Genomic DNA, 18,710 nt, shown 5'->3' on the forward strand with positions numbered 1-18,710 from the left:
CATAAATGTAATCATTAGGTCTGTTTTGTTATAAAATAGTCTGTCATAAATAATATGATTTTTAGCGAGTAAACATTAGAAATTGTATTGCTGTGAGTGTTTGTTGCTGGCAAGGAATGGGGCAAAACCAAGCCAGTAATTTCAGATAACGTTGAGAGCTGCAACATACCCCATCGAAGTTGTTGAGGATATGATTGAATATAAAATGGCGTGAGCCTGACATGGACGTCAGGCTAAGCTCAGTGGTACAGGTCGTTCTCGCACATCCATGTGCTTCACGACATTCAGGCGTCCTGCCTATCAAATGTACCATCTGAGCTGTTAGTCATTTATTCAATCATATCTGAAACGCTCAGCTTCGTTTGGGCGGCTCTGGGGATTCAAAAGGGGAAGCAGCTGGAGGCTTCCCCTTTTGGCGGCGTGGAGTGCAACTCCACGACTTTGTAAACTTCGCAGAAGTTTTGATATCTGGATATAAAAAATGATGCTACGCATTAAAAAGTCACTGGACACCAGCCTCCGCTGGTATGACGATAATGAATCGTGCAATATGCCAAATAATAAAATCATTACATCGCAATATCAACTCTGACACTATTCTCCAAATAAACCACCCTCACCCTATCTCCCGCCTTAAACGGCATCCCAGGATCCAAGTCTTGAACAATCATAACGCTCTTACCATCATCTTGTTTGATCATCATTTCAATCAACTTATATTCACGATATCTCGGTTGGCTACTTTGCTGATTGGCAATACTGCCACCTGCAATTGCGCCTAATACTGTTGCAATGTCTCTACCACTACCTTTACCAAATTGATTACCTATTACACCACCTAACAAGGCACCACCAAACGTCTTCCAACCACTATTTTTATCTTTAATGATCTCTTGCTGAGTGATACTTCGAATTGAGGTAACATCACCATAAACCACTTCTTTAACAGGTTGTGCTTTATTACGGTTGTATGGACCAGAAGCAAAAGCTAAGCTTGAAAATAAACAAAGTAAAATGAAACTGACGAGTTTAGGTTTTATCATAATCAATTTTCCGCTAATTTATATATAACAACTACATTACTCTAAAAACATGCATTCGTTAACTTTTCTCACTGAATCTGATCATAGCTTTCCTGATCCAAGTTTAGCACTCGCTGAACCGAACGGGCTTTTAGCCATTGGTGGCGACTTATCTCCATCCCGATTACTTGCTGCATACCAGAGCGGTATTTTCCCGTGGTTTGATGATCAAGACCCCATTTTATGGTGGTCGCCAGATCCTAGAGCCATGGTTATTCCCGGACAACTTCACATCAGTAAAAGCTTAAAAAAATTCTTAAAAAAGTCGGATTGGACAATCACAATTAATAACGATTTTAAGTCCGTAATTGAACATTGTGCTAAACCGAGGTTAAAACAAGAAGCGACTTGGATAACACAAGATATACAAGATGCTTATTGCCAGCTCCATAACTTAGGACAAGCACATTCAATAGAAGTTTGGGCGCAAGGCCAATTAATTGGTGGCTTGTATGGTATTGCTGTGGGCCGAGTATTTTGCGGTGAATCGATGTTTCACATTGTAACTAATGCATCAAAAGTCGCAATGGTCTACCTTCAAGAATTATTGCTTGAGTTTGACTACGCTTTAATAGACACACAAATGATGAATCCTCATCTAGAGAGTCTTGGAGCTAAGATTATTTCAAGAAATGATTTTTTGACTTTATTAGCCGAGTTTAAACAACAACAACCAAAACAAGGTTGCTGGCAAGCTAGAGTATTTCGTGAAGGGGGAATTCATGAATAATAGGCCCACATCGACTGAAGAGCTGATTTATTTTGGCTTAACTCACCCCTTTGATTGTAGTTACCTTTCAGGGCAACAAGAGCAATTGTTAACGCTCACTGATTATGAAATTGATCTTTCCCTTTATGAAAGACTACTCAGCTTAGGTTTTCGGCGCAATGGGAGTGCTATATACAAACCTCACTGCCCTGCTTGTGCCGAGTGTAAGCCAATTCGAATTGATGTAGATGAATTTAAGCTTTCAAAGCGTCAAAAACGCACGTTAAAGAAGAATGAGCAATTTACTTGGAAGCTTGTTGACCAAAATAAAGAGGAATACTTTCAATTATATCAAGACTATATTGAAGCTCGGCATTCCGATGGGCCTATGTATCCCGCTGATAAAAATCAATACGAACAATTTCTTCTGTGTTCATGGCTGCCGGATTCATTTATTGAAATTTATGATGAAAACAAGTTGATAGGTGTTGCAGTTACAGACATTTTGAAAAACTCCGTCAGTGCTATCTATAGCTTTTTTGATAACGATTATGCTGACTACTCTTTAGGCAGCTTCATGATTTTGGTACAAATTGAGCTGGCACAACAAACCAATAAGCAATATGTGTACTTGGGTTATCAAATTGATGAATGCCGAAAAATGAACTATAAGAAGTTATATCGCCCTTTTGAAGTACTTACAGATCAAGGCTGGCAAAGACACAATTAATCTTGTGGTTTTTTAATGCTGCCCTTTACAGTTTGTATAAATTGGGGCATGATACGCGCAATTTTTATATTTGAAGGTAATGGGATAATAATTTAATGGCGAAAGAAGACAACATTGAGATGCAAGGCACAATTCTTGAGACTCTACCAAACACTATGTTTCGTGTAGAGCTGGAGAACGGTCACGTTGTCATTGCGCATATTTCTGGAAAAATGCGTAAAAACTATATTCGCATTCTTACTGGTGACAAAGTTACAGTGCAATTGACTCCTTACGATTTAACTAAGGGACGTATCGTCTTCCGTGCACGCTAATCTAGCAAGAATATATTCCATATATTAATAAAAAACCCGGCCATAACCGGGTTTTTCTGTTTAAAATGCTAGATATACCTATTTGGTTACCGCTTTCGCAGATGATTTTGTTTCAATCACAATTTCACCCTCTTTTGCATCAACTGTCGCTTTACCACCAGCTTCTAGCTCACCAAAGAGAATTTCGTCGGCCAATGGTCGCTTAATTAAATCCGTCACGACACGAGACATTGGGCGAGCTCCCATGTTCTTATCATAACCCTTTTCAGCGAGTAAGGTTCTTGCCTCGTCAGTTACAGTAAGTACAACGCGTTTTTCATCAAGCTGTGCTTGAAGTTCGACCAAGAACTTATCAACAACCTTAGCAATTACTGTCATGTCTAGGTGATTGAACCAAATAATGCCATCTAATCGGTTTCTGAATTCAGGGGTGAACACACGATTAATTTCATCCATCGCATCTTCACTTCTGTCCAACTGTTGGAAACCAATAGATTGCTTAATGGTTTCTTGAACACCAGCATTTGTAGTCATAACCAAAGTTACGTTTCTAAAGTCAGCTTTACGACCGTTATTATCGGTTAAAGTACCGTGATCCATGACTTGAAGTAGCAAGTTATAAACATCCGGGTGTGCTTTCTCGATTTCATCCAGTAATACAACGCAATGTGGTTGTTTAATAACGGCGTCCGTCAGTAAACCACCTTGTTCATAACCCACATAACCTGGAGGCGCACCAATTAAACGTGCAACGGCATGAGCTTCCATATATTCAGACATATCAAAGCGTACTAACTTCATGCCAAGGCAATTTGCGAGCTGGTTGGTTACCTCTGTCTTACCAACACCTGTTGGTCCAGCGAATAAGAAGCTGCCAACTGGCTTTTTCTCTTGCCCTAAGCCACTGCGAGAAAGTCGAATTGCTGAACTTAGGCTCTCAATGGCTTTATTTTGACCAAATACAACCATCTTAAGATTTCGCTCAAGATTTTTGAGTAAATCTTTATCCGATGCAGTAACCGTCTTCTCAGGAATACGTGCGATTTTGGCAATGATTTCTTCAATTTCGAATTTGCCAATCGTTTTCTTTCGCTTCGTTTTCGGTTGCATGGCCATACGCGCACCCGCTTCGTCAATCACATCAATAGCTTTATCAGGTAGGTGACGGTCATTAATGTGTTTAGCGGATAACTTAGCCGCAGTGCTTAAGGCTTCTTGAGTGTAACGAACGCTGTGATGATCTTCATATTTGGTTTTAAGGCCTTTCAAAATCAACGTCGTTTCAGCCACACTTGGTTCATTAATATCAATCTTTTGGAAACGTCTCGCTAACGCTTTATCTTTATCAAAGATGCTCTGGAATTCTTGGAACGTCGTAGAGCCCATACAGCGCAAGTTGCCACTTGATAATAGAGGTTTCAACAAGTTTGAGGCATCCATTACACCGCCAGACGCTGCACCAGCTCCAATGATGGTATGGATTTCATCAATAAAGAGAATGGCATGCTCATCCGCTGTCAGTTCTTTCAATAAGCTTTTAAAGCGTTTTTCAAAATCCCCGCGATACTTCGTACCTGCGAGAAGTGCGCCCAAGTCTAATGAATAAACTGTCGCATCTTCCATTACCGTTGGCACTTCCTTTTGATGAATGCGATAGGCAAGGCCTTCAGCAATTGCGGTTTTACCCACACCAGCCTCACCGACCAGTAATGGATTGTTTTTTCTTCTACGACATAATGTTTGAACGGTACGCTCAATTTCATTATCACGGCCGATTAATGGGTCGATATCGCCCCGTTCAGCCATTTTATTTAAATTAGTTGTGTATTGTGCAAGAATACTTTTTTCTTGTTCTGTTTCCGTTTCAGAATCACCCGTTTCAAAACTGATTGATTCTGGCTCACTATCTGATTTAGTGACACCGTGAGAAATGAAGTTGACCACATCTAGTCGAGTAATGTCACAACGTCTAAGCAAATAAACAGCTTGTGATTCTTGCTCACTAAAAATCGCAACCAGTACATTAGCTCCAGTCACTTCGTTACGACCAGAAGATTGCACATGGAAAACGGCACGTTGAAGGACACGTTGAAAACCTAATGTTGGCTGCGTATCTTTATCTTCACCCGTCTCAGCCATCAGCGGCGTAGTTTGTTCAATGAAGCGACTGACTTCATCTCTTAAACGATTAATGTCTGCACCACAAGATAATAAAGCCTCTTGAGCGGACGGGTTGTCCAAAAGCGCAAGCAATAAATGCTCTACTGTCATATATTCGTGCCGAGAATCTTTAGCTTGCTGAAAAGCTGAATTCAATGTCACTTCTAAATCTTTGTTCAGCATAGGCACCCCCAAAAAAATAACCCGATACTCTTAGCGTAATATATTTTCATATTTTCTCTAGCGTACAAAGCAAAGGATGTTGATTATCTCTTGAAAACTGATTCACCTGGATGACTTTAGTCTCTGCGATATCAAAAGGATAAGTGCCACAAATGCCTTTTCCTTGGTGGTGAATCGTTAACATTATATCTGTTGCCTGCTGTTCATTCTTGTTAAAAAAAACTTCTAACACTTCGACAACAAAATCCATTGGCGTGTAATCATCGTTATTTAAAACGACCTGGTACATAGAAGGCGTTGAAAGTTCTGTTAAAACATCATCTTCCACGACTTCTGCACTACCTAATTTACTCATTACTGGTTAAACCTCTTTGTAGAAACCATGTCTAATCTACATTGTTTGACATGTAACTGTCATTATCACAGTTCGTATGTTGTATATTTGTTAAATTTATCTTGACATCTTATAAATATCATCACATTCTGGTTGCCGAACGTAAATACCTTTATGTTCATTTAGTTTTTACTATCTTACCGAGAAGTAGACAACAGAAGGAAGTGGAAGTATGGCAAGCGGAACTGTGAAGTGGTTCAACAACGCCAAAGGTTTTGGGTTTATTTGCCCAGACGAAGGCGGCGAAGATATTTTTGCACACTATTCAATCATCGATATGGATGGATATAGAACTCTTAAGGCTGGACAACCTGTTGAATATCAAGTTGAGCAAGGCCCTAAAGGTATGCATGCTTCAGCCATCACACCTGCAAAATAAATAATAACTCTGCTTGTCTATTCGGTTTCGATTAAATAAAGCGGTTGAATGGTGTACTAAAGAAAAAAGGAAGCTCAAATAGCTTCCTTTTTTAATGCTTATCCATTGATACAAAAGATAGCTCAATACTTGAGCTATCAATTTCAACAACTCAAGTTCAAACTTATCAATTAACCAATCAGCGCATTTAATGTAGCACTTGGGCGCATGGCTTTACTTGCCAGAGTTGCATCAGGACGATAGTAACCGTTCAAATTTACTGCTGGACCTTGTGCACCATTCAATTCAGCGATAATGGTTTCTTCTTTGGCCGTCATGTTGTTAGCCAATTCTGCAAATGCTTGCGCAAGCTCAGCATCTTCAGACTGTGCTTTAAGTGCTTGAGCCCAATACATAGCTAAGTAAAAGTGACTACCACGGTTATCGAGTTGACCGACTTTACGAGAAGGTGACTTGTTGTTGTCTAAGAATTTACCAATTGCGCCATCTAGTGTTTTCGCCAAAATCATTGCTTTGTCATTACCAGTATTTTGGCTTAGGTGCTCTAGAGATGCACCTAACGCTAAAAACTCACCTAGTGAATCCCAACGCAAGTGACCTTCTTTCTCAACTTGTTGTACGTGCTTAGGCGCAGAACCTCCAGCACCAGTTTCGAATAAGCCACCACCATTCATTAATGGAACGATAGACAACATTTTCGCACTCGTACCCAGTTCAAGAATTGGGAATAAATCTGTTAGGTAATCACGTAATACGTTGCCTGTTACAGAAATCGTATCTTTTCCTTCTTTGATGCGCACTAGAGAGAAGCGAGTCGCTTCTTGTGGAGCCATAATATGAAGTTCAAGACCCGCTGTATCATGATCTTTTAAGTACTCTTCAACTTTTGCAATGATTTGCGCATCGTGTGCACGGTTCTTATCTAACCAGAATACCGCTGGAGTAGCAGACAAACGAGCACGGTTAACGGCTAACTTAACCCAATCACGGATTGGAGCATCTTTAACCTGACACATTCTGAAGATATCACCTTGCTCAACATTTTGAGTCATTAGTACATTACTTTCAGCATCAACAACCGTTACAACACCAGAATCAGCAACTTCGAAAGTTTTGTCATGGCTTCCGTATTCCTCTGCTTTTTGAGCCATTAGACCTACGTTTGGAACAGTACCCATTGTCGCTGGGTCAAATGCACCATTTTCGATACAGAATTTAACCGTTTCATCGTAGATAGTTGCGTAACTACGATCTGGGATCATGTATTTAGTGTCTTTTTGCTCGCCATCAGGGCCCCACATTTGACCGCTAGCACGGATTGCTGCAGGCATAGAAGCATCAATGATGATGTCACTTGGTACGTGTAGGTTAGTGATACCTTTATCAGAGTCAACCATCGCTAATGCTGGACGATCTGCGTATACAGCTTTAATCGCAGCATTGATTTCTGCTTGCTTATCAGCAGGAAGATTTTGGATTTTAGAAACTACGTCACCAAAACCATTATTCGCATCAACACCTAACGCTTCGAACTCAGCAGCGAATTTCTCAAATACAGGCTTATAGAAAGCTTTAACTGCGTGACCGAAGAAGATTGGATCAGAAACCTTCATCATCGTCGCTTTTAAGTGAAGCGATAAAAGCACATCTTGTTGCTTGGCTTTTTCAATTTCAGCTTCAAAAAAGCTCACTAATTCTTTTTGATTCATTACAGCTGAATCAATCACTTCACCAGCAAGAAGTTTGATACCAGACTTTAATGCTTGCTTTGAACCATCAGTTTTCGTTAATACAACATCAACAGAAGTTTCCTTAGCAACAGTTACTGATTGCTCAGTGCTGAAATAGTCGCCGTTAGACATGTGCGCAACATGGGACTTAGAATCAGAAGACCATGCGCCCATTGAATGTGGATTTTTCTTAGCGTAGTTCTTAACGGCATTTGGAGCACGACGATCGGAGTTACCTTCACGAAGTACTGGGTTTACCGCACTACCTTTAATTTTATCGTAAGCAGCTTTGATCGCTGATTCTTCGTCGTTTTGTGGCTCATCAGGATAATTAGGTAATTGGTAACCTTGTGCCTGAAGCTCTGCAATACACGCTTTTAGCTGTGGGATAGACGCACTGATGTTAGGCAGTTTAATGATGTTCGCTTCAGGTGTTTTCGCCATTTCACCTAATTCTGCCAGCGCATCAGAAATGCGTTGTTCTTCCGTTAAATATTCAGGGAAAGTCGCAATAACACGTCCAGACAAAGAAATGTCACGGGTTTCAACATTTACACCAGCAGCGCTAGTAAAACGCTTAATGATAGGTAACAGAGAATGCGTTGCTAATGCTGGTGCTTCATCTGTCTCTGTATAAATAATTGTTGGAATTTTATCTTTCATTTCTCGTCCTATAGATATGGATAGGTAATTGTTAATTTATTAGGGTATGCGTGCGTCTCAAATTCTATTAAAAGTGTGACAGCTTGCCGATTTGCCATGCATCATAAATGAATTTATGAATTCATTACAAATTCCCATGCAGCGGAAATCGAAGTAAACTGTCAACATAAGCAAACGATAGATGCTAAATGATAGTTAGTATCGCAAATGAATGGATAGCTTTTGACTGAAAATAGTTTCAAAAATCGCTCTGAATGGCGTAAAAACGCCCCTAAGCGCTCAATAAATCATCAAAGTAACAACAAACTTAAGTTTCAAAATAAGAAAACTGTTTCTGCTGAAGACAGGAAATTGGTGCTGTTTAACAAGCCTTTCGATGTTTTGTGCCAATTCACCGATGAAGAAGGCCGAAAAACGTTAAAAGATTATATTGATGTTGAGGGCGTATACGCTGCGGGCCGTTTAGACAGAGACAGTGAAGGACTTCTGTTACTTACCAATGACGGTAAACTGCAAGCAAAATTGACACAACCTAACAAAAAGACTTTTAAAACCTATTGGGTGCAAGTAGAAGGTGCTCCTTGTAAAGCGGACCTGGATAAATTACGCAATGGTGTTGAACTCAAAGATGGGATGACTCTGCCAGCCAATGTTGAGTTAATGGAAGAGCCTGATATCTGGGAAAGAGTGCCACCGATCCGTGAGCGGAAAAATAAACCCACACAATGGTTAAAAATCAGTATTTGTGAAGGTAAAAATCGACAAGTTCGTCGTATGACAGCCCATATCGGTTACCCTACGTTAAGATTGATACGCTATAGTATAGGGCAGTACACTTTAGATCATACCGCTCAGCTAATTGAGCTTGGCAAATATATCGAAGTTAATCCTAAGCTGTAATCATTAAAGGTGAATCAATGACCGAACGTTTTAAGCCGAATGTAACGGTGGCAGGTATTGTTGCATGGAATGACAAACTGTTAATGGTAGAAGAAATTATCGATGGTAAAACGGTTTACAACCAGCCAGCGGGTCATTTAGAAGCCAACGAGAGTCTTATCAAAGCTTGTGAGCGTGAAATAATGGAAGAGACAGGTATTGCAACCAAAGTTCTTTCAATGACCAGCGTTGACCAATATCAAGCTAAAGCAGATCTTCAATTTTTAAGATTTACGTTTCACTGTATTGTAAACCAATACGGGGTAACCATTGACCCACCGACTCCGAAACCGCAGGATCCTCAAATTGTTGCGGCGCATTGGATGACGTTTGATGAGATTAAGGCAATAGAAGCACAATTAAGAAGCCCGCTAATCATTAAAACCATAAAAGATTATTTTGCAGGAAACTTGGCACCATTAAAGTGTCTATCTGCTGATTTTTTATAAGCTTCTCATCGCTATTCTCGTAGCTCAAACACTTTAGCCGTGATAGAATGCTGCGCCTATTAATACTAGGCGTATTTTGCATTTCTAATTTGGTTTTAAAGTATTTATGACATCTGAAAATTCCACAAATCATGATAAAAAAGTCATCGTTGGTATGTCCGGCGGTGTAGACTCTTCTGTTTCTGCTTATTTGCTACTTCAGCAAGGTTATCAAGTTGAAGGTCTTTTCATGAAAAATTGGGAAGAAGATGATACCGATGAATACTGCGCAGCAGCTGAAGATCTAAAAGATGCTCAAGCTGTTTGTGACAAACTTGGCATCAAACTTCACACCGTTAATTTTGCTTCTGAATATTGGGACAACGTTTTTGAATATTTCCTTGAGGAATACAAAGCGGGTCGCACACCAAATCCAGACATCATGTGCAACAAGGAAATAAAATTCAAAGCTTTCTTAGACTTTGCGGACGACATTCTTGATGCAGATTACATTGCGATGGGACATTATGTTCGTCGTCGTGATATTGATGGTACGACTCAAATGTTACGTGGCGTCGACGGTAATAAAGACCAAAGCTATTTCCTTTATACTCTCGGACACGATCAAGTAGCTCGTAGCCTTTTCCCTGTTGGTGAATTAGAAAAGCCTGAAGTACGTAAAATTGCTGAAGAGCAAGGCTTAGTAACAGCATCTAAAAAGGACAGTACCGGTATTTGTTTTATTGGTGAACGTAAGTTCACTGATTTTTTAGCGAACTATCTACCTGCACAACCAGGGAATATTGAAACTGTTGACGGTGAAGTGATTGGCCAGCATCAAGGTTTGATGTATCACACGCTTGGTCAACGCAAAGGTTTAGGTATCGGCGGCTTAAAAAACAGCAACGACAACCCTTGGTATGTTGTAGATAAAGAATTGAATCGCAATGTGTTAGTCGTAGCTCAAGGTGGTAAACATCCTCGCTTAATGTCGGTTGGAATGAAAGTAAATCAGTTGCATTGGGTAGATAGAAAAGGCCCAGAAAACGGTTCAAAGATCACCGTTAAAACTCGCTATCGCCAAACTGATGTAGCTTGTTATATCACTTATACTGATGACGAAACGATTCGAGTCATGTTTGATGAGCCCGTTGCTGCAGTTACACCTGGTCAATCCGCTGTATTTTATGACGGTGAAGTTTGCTTAGGTGGCGGCATTATCGATGAGTTAATTAAGGACTAATTCATGGATAAGCAAAGACAAGAAAAAGCAATGGCATTTGCGGGCATTTTGAATGCCCTGTCTTTAGTTCAAAAAATTGCTCGAACGGGCGAAATGGACATTGAAGCCACTGAAGCTTGCTTAAGCAGCATTCCAGTTACCAACCCAGATAGCATTAGCGACGTGTATCCTGACAAGTCCGTTCTCGAAAACGGTTATAAACTTACTTTGCAACAACTTGGCGACTCCGACAGTAAAGATATCGAAATCACCCGCTACCTTGTTGCTGTTTTATCTCTAGAGCGCAAATTGGCCAAGTCAGGCAATACGTCACAACTGGGGGAAAGAATTGGACAGCTCGATCGTCAATTAATCCACTTTAAGATCACGGATGAACAAATAATCAGAAGCCTTGCTAGCATCTATGTTGATTTAGTCAGCGTACTTGGTCCGAGAATTATGGTGGCAGGTAAACCAGATATCATTAAGCAAACTTCCACTCAAGAGCGTATACGTGCCTATTTGTTAGCGGCGACTCGTAGTGCAGTGCTGTGGCGTCAGTTGGGTGGAAAAAGAAGAGAATTAGTGTTTCAACGTAGAAAACTCGTTGAAGCGGCAAAATATAATTTACAGAATATATAAAAAGAAAGGCGTCTAATGCCAGCCTACGCTGACAAAACGCTTAATAAGTAGCAAAGCATGGAGTCCAACAGAATTAACTGTAGACAATCTTATGCTCAGTTACTTAACACCCCCTACGAAAACTAAAGTTCATCAAGGAGCTTATAATGGAACTTTCCGCACTAACTGCTATCTCTCCTGTAGACGGTCGCTATGGTAGTAAAACAGTAGAGCTAAGAGAGATTTTCAGCGAGTTCGGTCTTACGAAATATCGCGTTCAGGTTGAAATTAACTGGTTAAAGTTATTAGCAAACTGTGACGGTATCGAAGAGGTACCTTCATTGAGTTCAGACGCTATTGCTCTGTTAGACAGCATTAAAGATAACTTCAGTGCTGAAAACGCAATGCGAGTAAAGGAAATTGAAAGCACAACAAACCACGATGTAAAAGCGGTTGAGTACTTCATCAAAGAACAATTCGCTGACAACGCTGAACTTAATGCGATTAATGAATTTGTTCACTTCGCTTGTACTTCTGAAGATATTAACAACCTTTCTCACGGCTTAATGTTAAAAGAAGCAAGAGAGAAAATTGTTGCACCTTATTGTGAAAAAGTAATTTCAGCAATTAAACAAATTGCAAAAGAAACTCGCAGTATTCCATTAATGTCTCGTACCCATGGCCAGCCAGCTTCGCCTTCTACACTAGGTAAAGAAATGGCAAACGTAGTCGTTCGCTTAGAGCGCCAGTTAAAGCAAATTAACGCTGTTGAGTTAATGGGTAAAATCAATGGTGCTGTGGGTAACTACAATGCTCATTTATCCGCTTACCCGGAAGTAAACTGGCATGCGCTTTCTGAGCAGTTTGTTACGAGCTTGGGTCTAGAGTGGAACGCTTATACAACTCAAATCGAGCCACACGATTATATTGCAGAACTGTTTGATGCGATTGCACGCTTCAACACGATTCTAATCGACTTTGATCGTGACATTTGGGGTTATATTGCGTTAGGCCATTTCAAGCAGCGTACTATTGCCGGTGAAATTGGTTCTTCTACAATGCCACATAAAGTAAATCCTATCGACTTTGAAAACTCTGAAGGAAATTTAGGCATTGCAAATGCTCTGATGCAACACCTTGCTGCTAAGCTTCCAGTTTCTCGTTGGCAGCGTGATCTGACTGACTCAACAGTATTAAGAAACTTAGGTGTTGGTATTGCTCATTCTGTCATTGCATATCAAGCCAGCTTAAAAGGCATTAGCAAACTGCAGGTAAATGAAGAGCACCTTCGTAATGAGCTTGATCACAACTGGGAAGTATTGGCTGAGCCAGTACAAACTGTGATGCGTCGTTACGGCATTGAAAAACCATATGAGAAATTAAAAGAACTCACTCGTGGTAAGCGTATTGATGGTGAGCAACTTTCAGCGTTCATTGATGGTCTTGAATTACCTGAAGACGTGAAAATTGAGCTCAAGAAAATGACTCCTGCTAATTATATTGGTCGTGCTGAAACCTTTGTTGATGAATTGTAATTTTTAATTTTATCTTTTAATGAGCCGCTTTTAGCGGCTCTTTTTATTTTGAATTGGTACTTCTTTGCTGCCTAATATTCACTAAATAATCAGATAAAACGCTTCTCACATATCCAATACCATGTTTCTTAAAGCCCAGCAATTCTTGTTTCGAAGCTTTATCATCGATTGTATGCCTTTGCCCTCCTTCGTTCCCTGAAGAAAGAAATCCGTTAACTCTTGCTAGTAACTCTTCCTTGACGGTGAAAACTATTGCAAGGTTATCAATATTATGGACACCTGTTCCAATTCCGCTTTCCCTAATAAATTTCGATGCAGTCTTATCTGCGACATTGTCAGGATTAAGCGCAATAGACATACAGCCACAAGCTTTTGAGCTCGCCAATACAAGGCCACCACCTAAAGAATGACCTACACAAACAACTTTTCCTTTACTAACTTTATCCATCAGTATTTGTGATAGTTTCATTGCTTTATTATATGCAGGTGAACTGACTCACATACCGTGCTTAATGCTTTCGAAAGAACCTGATTTATTATCAGTTCCTTTAAATGCTAAAAAATATCTATCGAGGTGAGAATCATTGGAAAGCCGATAACAGAAAACTGATCTGGGATCACATTTTAGAATTCCTGACAGATCAATACCTGTATTTGTCATTCCCTGGTGGTTTATTTTGATTTCTTTAAATGTTTGAGAAGGATCAAGTGAACATGTTCTGTAGCTAAAGTGAGCCAGATCTGCCGCAAGCATTAATTCTTCATCAGAGTATCCTTCGAGTAGGTCAACTCTTTCGGGAGAAGCTAACGTTACTTCTTCTGCACTCTCTGTTCCTTGTATGTCAAAACGTTCTATTGCTTTCTCAGTCTTAGGTTTGGGCTTCGATATTCTTTCATCGACTTCGTCCCAAAACTCATCAGAGAGCAGATCAATATCTTTTTTAACGGAACAATCACAGGAATTCAAAGTAACAGACGTACCTGAACTCCCCGTGTTCGTTGCATCGTTCACTGAACTTCCAGCAACCGTTGACCCAGCAGCAGTAGTAGCTGGTCGAGTTCGTTCGAAAGAGGAAGTGAGCCCCATTACATTCTAATAATTAATGCATTTGTGAAAATCATACTGATTAAAACATCAAAAGTAAGATTTCATTAACTCTCTTATATTAATTTATTTTAGTTCTATCGCTAATCAATGACTTACATAGTATTTATAATCAAAAATTAATATTATCACCTTCGTGTCGCTGACATTTAGGTTTTTATTTTCATTGTTTCCTAAAAACAAAATCGATTTTGATCACAACTATTGCTAAAATTTGATCAACGCAAAACCAAATGGAAATCGTAAGGTGTCGAGTAGTACCAACAAGGACTTAGAATCTGTCGTTTTATGTCACTCTTGTGATGTTGTCGTTTCTAAACGTGCACTTCCTGTGAATGTTCGAGCCTTGTGCCCTCGTTGCCATACTGCCCTTTACCATGCTCCATTTTGCACCGTAAATGGTTTATTAGCTTTATGCATTTCCGCACTAATATTGTTAATCCCTGCTAACTATTTTCCCATTTTGGAACTTCACTTTCTTGGCAGTATCAGAACCTCAACGGTTTTTGAAGGCGCATACGCTGTTTTAAGCCAAGGTTTTTTTGTCGTAGGAATCGCTGTGATTCTAGCCGCCATCGTTGCTCCCTTATTATTTGTGCTCTCTATTCTTACTCAAACATTAATCATTAAGTTTGCTATAGATAATAGATTAGCAAGGATTACATTCAGATTTTTACTCAAAAAGCATAACCTGATTAAGCAATTTTCGATGCCTGAAATTTATATCATTAGCTTATTGGTAACTTCATTCAATTTGGGTGATTTTGCTGATGTTTACTTTGGCATTGGGACATTTTGCTACACCATGCTGTTCATAACGATGATTTTTATGCAGCGCGAATATGACATTGAGCATATGTGGAGCCACCTTCATGACTAAAAAGGTGGAGTACCTTCAAGGTAGTGATCTTGATTTATTAATTTGTCATACATGCAAAAAAGTATGTCATAGAGCACTTAACGATTGTGATAGATGTGGCACTAAATTAAGGGATAGAGATCACTCAAGCATTCAAAAAGCGTGGGCCCTGTTGATCACAGCGGCAATCATGCTTGTACCTGCTAACTACTATCCAATCAGTATCATTACAAAACAAGGTAAGGAAACTGAGGATACTATTTTTACAGGAATTCTTCATACTATCGACTTAGGCATGATACCGATAGCGATTATTCTATTCATTGCCAGTATTCTCGTACCATGGTTGAAAATATTAGGGTTAATTACATACCTTTCAGCCATCAGCTTTAACTTACCTCTTCCTAAGCGTGTGCTTATGAAAGGTTTTCATATTATCGAATGGATTGGGCGCTGGTCTATGCTTGATCTATGTGTAATTTCATTAACGGTTGCTCTAGTTAATATGGGACAGTTGCTTGATGCTCAAGCGGGTCCTGCTGCAACACCTTTTGCTCTAGTAATTTTATTCACTCAGTTGGCGGCCAAAGTGCTTGATACAAGACTGTTGTGGGATAAAGTGGAAACGGAACATGATTCAAAGCGAAACGCCTAAAATAGTAAAAAAGAAACTTTTCTCCCCAATCTGGCTGTTACCAGCGGTTGCATTCCTTTTAGGAATTTGGCTGCTTGTCAAAGGCATAAAAGATGCAGGAACTGAGATTAAAATTCACTTCCCGAATGCGACTGGTATTGAAATCGGTAAGACACTAGTCAAATATCAAGGGGTAAATGTTGGTAAGGTCAAAGATATTGAAATTGATGGTTCACTTCAAGGTGTCATTGTAACCGTTAATATGAACTATCGTGGGGAGCAATTTTTAAATGAAAACTCTCAGTTTTGGTTGGTTAGCCCTAAAGCAAGCATCACTAAAATTGAGGGGCTAGATACACTATTTTCTGGCAATTATATCGCAATTAAACCTGGTGACGGTGTTCGTAAATTAAAGTTTGAGGCCAGTTTAGAAGCACCACCGATAATGCCTGCAAGTGAAGGGATGTTGATCACTTTATATGCGAAAAAATTGGGCTCGATTGATATTGGCTCTCATATTTTCTACCGTCAAATCTCTGTTGGGAATGTAGTGAGTTTCCGCTTAGACAAGAGTGACCAAGTTGCTATCAGTGTATTCGTTGAAAAGCAGTATGCCTATTTAATTAAGAAGAATAGTCATTTCTGGAATACATCTGGCGTTAAAATTGATGCATCCCTTTCTGGGGTAAAGATCAACGCTGAGAGCTTGGCTTCTATCATTGCTGGCGGGATCAGTTTTGACTCACCGAACAACAGCAAGCGAACAAATTCAGGTGCCACTTTTACTTTATTTGATACTGAAGAAGAAGCCTTAGGCGGACTCAATATCAAGCTAACGACGAATTCAGCCGATAGCATTAACATAGGTACCAGCATTGAATATCGTGGTTTAACCATGGGTAATGTAACTAACACTGAATTAAAAAATGGCAAAATAGAGATAGAAGCACAGATTTATCACAGATACACTCACTTACTTTCTGATACTTCAAAGTTTTGGACTGAAGGTGCGCAAATCGGATTAGATGGCATTAAGCACGCATCAAGATTAGTAACTGGCGCTGTAATTAGTTTTCTTCCTAGACAAGGTAAGTCAAGCTCAGCAGAAAGGGAATATACTTTACTCACCGACGAGCCGGACGAAGCCAAAGCGCCATCATTTAAATTTACGATCAATAGTGATGAAAACTTTGGATTGAAAGATGGATCTGCAATCACTTATAGAAAAATTACAATCGGTAAAGTGAATGAAGTTTCCCTAGCTAAAGATCTCAGCCAAGTAACATATTCGGCTGAAGTTAAACCTGAATTTCGTAACTTAATTAATAAAGCCAGTTATTTCATTCCGCGGCCAGCATTGAATATCAGTGCGAACCTAAAAGGTGTATCGGTAAAAACAGGCGATCTTGCAAGTGCTTTAAGTGGTTCGATTGAGTTAATTGGGAAAAAATCTAACCGAGAAAATTCATTAACGTCATCTCTGCAACTCTATCAATCTATCGATAATGCGAGTGAATCATTCATCGAATCAAACTCGATGAGTTATAAATTGGTATCAGCAGAATCTTTTGGACTCGAAAAGGGCTCGCCTATCTTTTATAAAAAGATGCGCATTGGCCAAATACGGTCAGTAAAATGGCTTTCCGATACGGATACATTTGAAATCAACCTAGGCATCAACAAACAATTCCAATCTCTTGTTAATACAAAGGCAGTATTTTGGCGTAATCAGGCGGCTCGTATTGATGCAGGATTACATGGTATTAAAGTCGATGTTGCACCACTCAGTGGCCTATTGCAAAGCAGCATTAGTCTAGGGTTATTAAAAACAACACCTGCAACTGCTAGCAATATTCTATACGATTCAAGTGAACTTGCGATTGCACAAGCAAAACCTATTACTATTGATTTTTCTGCAAAATCAAACTTAAAGGCCAACGCTCCTATCTCATACCAAGGGTTCGAAGTTGGTAAAATCACCAATGTAAGGTTAAATGAAGATTTAGAATCAATAACAGCCACGGGTTACCTGCAAAGTCAGTATGCACAGGCATTCAGTCGCTCAGATTCTACATACTCTCTTGTTAACGCAGAAATCTCATTAGCGGGCATTAAAGCACCAGAAACTATCCTAACAGGCCCCTATATTTCCGTTACTCCTGGTACCAGTGGAAAAATTTCAGATCGTTTCATTGGAAAATTAAGTAAAATGCCTTTCACTGATGCGCCTAAAGACGCTTATAGAATCACTCTAGTTAAGAGTTCACTTGGCTCCATAACTAAAGGCACTCATATTTTCTTCAGAGGTATTCCTGTCGGTCAAGTTGAGGCTTACCACTTAAATCAACACGGTGATAAAGTAGAAGTAGAAGCTTATATTGATAGCAAGTTCGCGAAGTATATTAATCAAAGCAGTCAATTTTGGGAGCGTTCAGGCATTAAAGTTGATGCAGGGATATTTTCAGGTTTGCAAATTGATACTGGTTCTCTAGAAAATATACTTGTCGGTGGCATTGCTGTTGTGACTGAAGATAAAACAACTTCATCAAACCATCTCGAACCTAAAGATACTTTCATACTTCACCCTGAAGAGAAGTCAGGATGGAATGATTGGGCGCCCAAACAATAAATATTTAGAACAATGTATGCCAGTCAGATATTTTCATTTGGCTGGCAAAAATATACCTAACTACCCATTATACCCATTATACCCATGATACCTGTAGATGCTCGATTGCAGCGAGAATGCACATAATTAAAGTTCCACCAAGAATTTGTAAGCCACTGTTATAAATGTTAATTTATATAGAGTTAAAGAGTGGAAATCAAAAATACGGAAGTGTAATGAAGTTTGAGCAGTCTAAGTTTCAAGATTATTTTTCAAGATGTTATGAAGGTTTTATTTAGTCGGCTATGAAAAAAATCTAACATTATGATCGATAATACAATATAGCTCTTTGATACATTCAATTTCGACCAGAAATGATATAGTGAACCTACGGTTTCTGGTCGTTTTTGGTGCT

17 protein-coding genes and 1 pseudogene are annotated in these 18,710 nt (G+C 39.5%); 12 read left to right on the plus strand and 6 right to left on the minus strand.

Features of this window, described 5'->3' with window-relative positions; translation table 11 throughout:
- Positions 1-569: 569 nt before the first annotated feature.
- Positions 570-1,043: an outer membrane lipoprotein gene (locus tag JQC92_RS16400; RefSeq protein WP_205000658.1), complete on the minus strand. Its 474-nt coding sequence runs from the start codon at positions 1,041-1,043 to the stop codon at positions 570-572.
- A gap of 49 nt (positions 1,044-1,092) precedes the next feature.
- Between JQC92_RS16400 and aat the strand changes: the two genes are divergently transcribed.
- From aat to infA, 3 genes are all read left to right on the plus strand, one after another.
- Complete coding sequence (gene aat, locus JQC92_RS16405) at positions 1,093-1,812, plus strand: leucyl/phenylalanyl-tRNA--protein transferase (protein ID WP_205000659.1); 720 nt, start codon at positions 1,093-1,095, stop codon at positions 1,810-1,812.
- Entirely contained in the window at positions 1,805-2,521 is a 717-nt protein-coding gene (locus JQC92_RS16410; RefSeq protein ID WP_205000660.1) for an arginyltransferase, read from the plus strand. Before aat ends, JQC92_RS16410 begins: the two co-directional genes overlap by 8 nt.
- Before the next feature lie 95 nt (positions 2,522-2,616).
- Positions 2,617-2,835, plus strand: coding sequence for a translation initiation factor IF-1 (gene infA / locus JQC92_RS16415; RefSeq protein ID WP_006081934.1), 219 nt, complete (start codon positions 2,617-2,619; stop codon positions 2,833-2,835).
- 78 nt (positions 2,836-2,913) lie between these two features.
- Here the strand turns inward: infA and clpA are convergent, their stop codons facing one another.
- Both clpA and clpS read right to left on the minus strand, forming a co-directional pair.
- Complete coding sequence (gene clpA / locus JQC92_RS16420) at positions 2,914-5,178, minus strand: ATP-dependent Clp protease ATP-binding subunit ClpA (protein WP_129947816.1); 2,265 nt, start codon at positions 5,176-5,178, stop codon at positions 2,914-2,916.
- Between the two features lie 46 nt (positions 5,179-5,224).
- Positions 5,225-5,533: an ATP-dependent Clp protease adapter ClpS gene (clpS, locus tag JQC92_RS16425; RefSeq protein WP_205000661.1), complete on the minus strand. Its 309-nt coding sequence runs from the start codon at positions 5,531-5,533 to the stop codon at positions 5,225-5,227.
- Between the two features lie 211 nt (positions 5,534-5,744).
- On the opposite strand from clpS, the gene cspD reads away from it, so the two are divergent.
- On the plus strand, positions 5,745-5,951 hold the full coding sequence (gene cspD / locus JQC92_RS16430; protein WP_129947818.1) for a cold shock domain-containing protein CspD: 207 nt from the start codon (positions 5,745-5,747) through the stop codon (positions 5,949-5,951).
- Between the two features lie 170 nt (positions 5,952-6,121).
- On the opposite strand, the gene JQC92_RS16435 is transcribed toward cspD, so the two are convergent.
- Positions 6,122-8,344 (minus strand): NADP-dependent isocitrate dehydrogenase, encoded by a 2,223-nt coding sequence (locus JQC92_RS16435; RefSeq protein WP_205000662.1) that lies wholly within the window; start codon positions 8,342-8,344, stop codon positions 6,122-6,124.
- A 222-nt stretch (positions 8,345-8,566) separates the two neighbouring features.
- Here JQC92_RS16435 and JQC92_RS16440 point away from each other — a divergent pair, with 222 nt between their 5' ends.
- The 5 genes from JQC92_RS16440 to purB all read left to right on the plus strand — a co-directional run bounded on the left by JQC92_RS16440 (position 8,567) and on the right by purB (position 13,089).
- Positions 8,567-9,244: an rRNA large subunit pseudouridine synthase E gene (locus tag JQC92_RS16440; protein ID WP_205000663.1), complete on the plus strand. Its 678-nt coding sequence runs from the start codon at positions 8,567-8,569 to the stop codon at positions 9,242-9,244.
- A 17-nt stretch (positions 9,245-9,261) separates the two neighbouring features.
- Positions 9,262-9,732, plus strand: a complete 471-nt coding sequence (locus JQC92_RS16445; RefSeq protein WP_205000664.1) for an NUDIX domain-containing protein — start codon at positions 9,262-9,264, stop codon at positions 9,730-9,732.
- Positions 9,733-9,838: 106 nt separating this feature from the next.
- On the plus strand, positions 9,839-10,954 hold the full coding sequence (gene mnmA, locus JQC92_RS16450; protein ID WP_205000665.1) for a tRNA 2-thiouridine(34) synthase MnmA: 1,116 nt from the start codon (positions 9,839-9,841) through the stop codon (positions 10,952-10,954).
- A 3-nt stretch (positions 10,955-10,957) separates the two neighbouring features.
- Positions 10,958-11,575 (plus strand): high frequency lysogenization protein HflD, encoded by a 618-nt coding sequence (gene hflD, locus JQC92_RS16455; RefSeq protein ID WP_205000666.1) that lies wholly within the window; start codon positions 10,958-10,960, stop codon positions 11,573-11,575.
- Between the two features lie 146 nt (positions 11,576-11,721).
- Positions 11,722-13,089 carry an adenylosuccinate lyase gene (gene purB, locus JQC92_RS16460; RefSeq protein WP_205000667.1) on the plus strand — a complete coding sequence of 456 codons (1,368 nt, stop codon included), beginning with the start codon at positions 11,722-11,724 and terminating at the stop codon, positions 13,087-13,089.
- Positions 13,090-13,132: 43 nt separating this feature from the next.
- On the opposite strand, the pseudogene JQC92_RS16465 reads toward purB, so the two are convergent.
- Positions 13,133-13,570: pseudogene (locus JQC92_RS16465) on the minus strand (Tle-like phospholipase domain-containing protein); the annotation flags it as partial.
- 15 nt (positions 13,571-13,585) lie between these two features.
- Positions 13,586-14,101 (minus strand): hypothetical protein, encoded by a 516-nt coding sequence (locus tag JQC92_RS16470; RefSeq protein WP_205000669.1) that lies wholly within the window; start codon positions 14,099-14,101, stop codon positions 13,586-13,588.
- Positions 14,102-14,441: 340 nt separating this feature from the next.
- Between JQC92_RS16470 and JQC92_RS16475 the strand changes: the two genes are divergently transcribed.
- Genes JQC92_RS16475 through JQC92_RS16485 form a run of 3 tightly spaced genes read left to right on the plus strand, consistent with a single transcriptional unit; the run spans position 14,442 to position 18,316 of the window.
- Positions 14,442-15,074 (plus strand): paraquat-inducible protein A, encoded by a 633-nt coding sequence (locus tag JQC92_RS16475; protein ID WP_205000670.1) that lies wholly within the window; start codon positions 14,442-14,444, stop codon positions 15,072-15,074.
- A complete protein-coding gene (locus JQC92_RS16480) occupies positions 15,067-15,708 on the plus strand; it encodes a paraquat-inducible protein A (protein WP_205000671.1) in 642 nt (213 codons plus the stop codon). The genes JQC92_RS16475 and JQC92_RS16480 overlap by 8 nt, the downstream gene beginning before the upstream one ends.
- Positions 15,686-18,316, plus strand: coding sequence for an MlaD family protein (locus JQC92_RS16485; protein WP_205000672.1), 2,631 nt, complete (start codon positions 15,686-15,688; stop codon positions 18,314-18,316). The genes JQC92_RS16480 and JQC92_RS16485 overlap by 23 nt, the downstream gene beginning before the upstream one ends.
- The last annotated feature ends 394 nt before the right edge of the window (positions 18,317-18,710 follow it).

Source organism: Parashewanella hymeniacidonis, from assembly GCF_016900895.1.
Taxonomy (GTDB): Bacteria; Pseudomonadota; Gammaproteobacteria; order Enterobacterales; family Shewanellaceae; genus Parashewanella; species Parashewanella hymeniacidonis.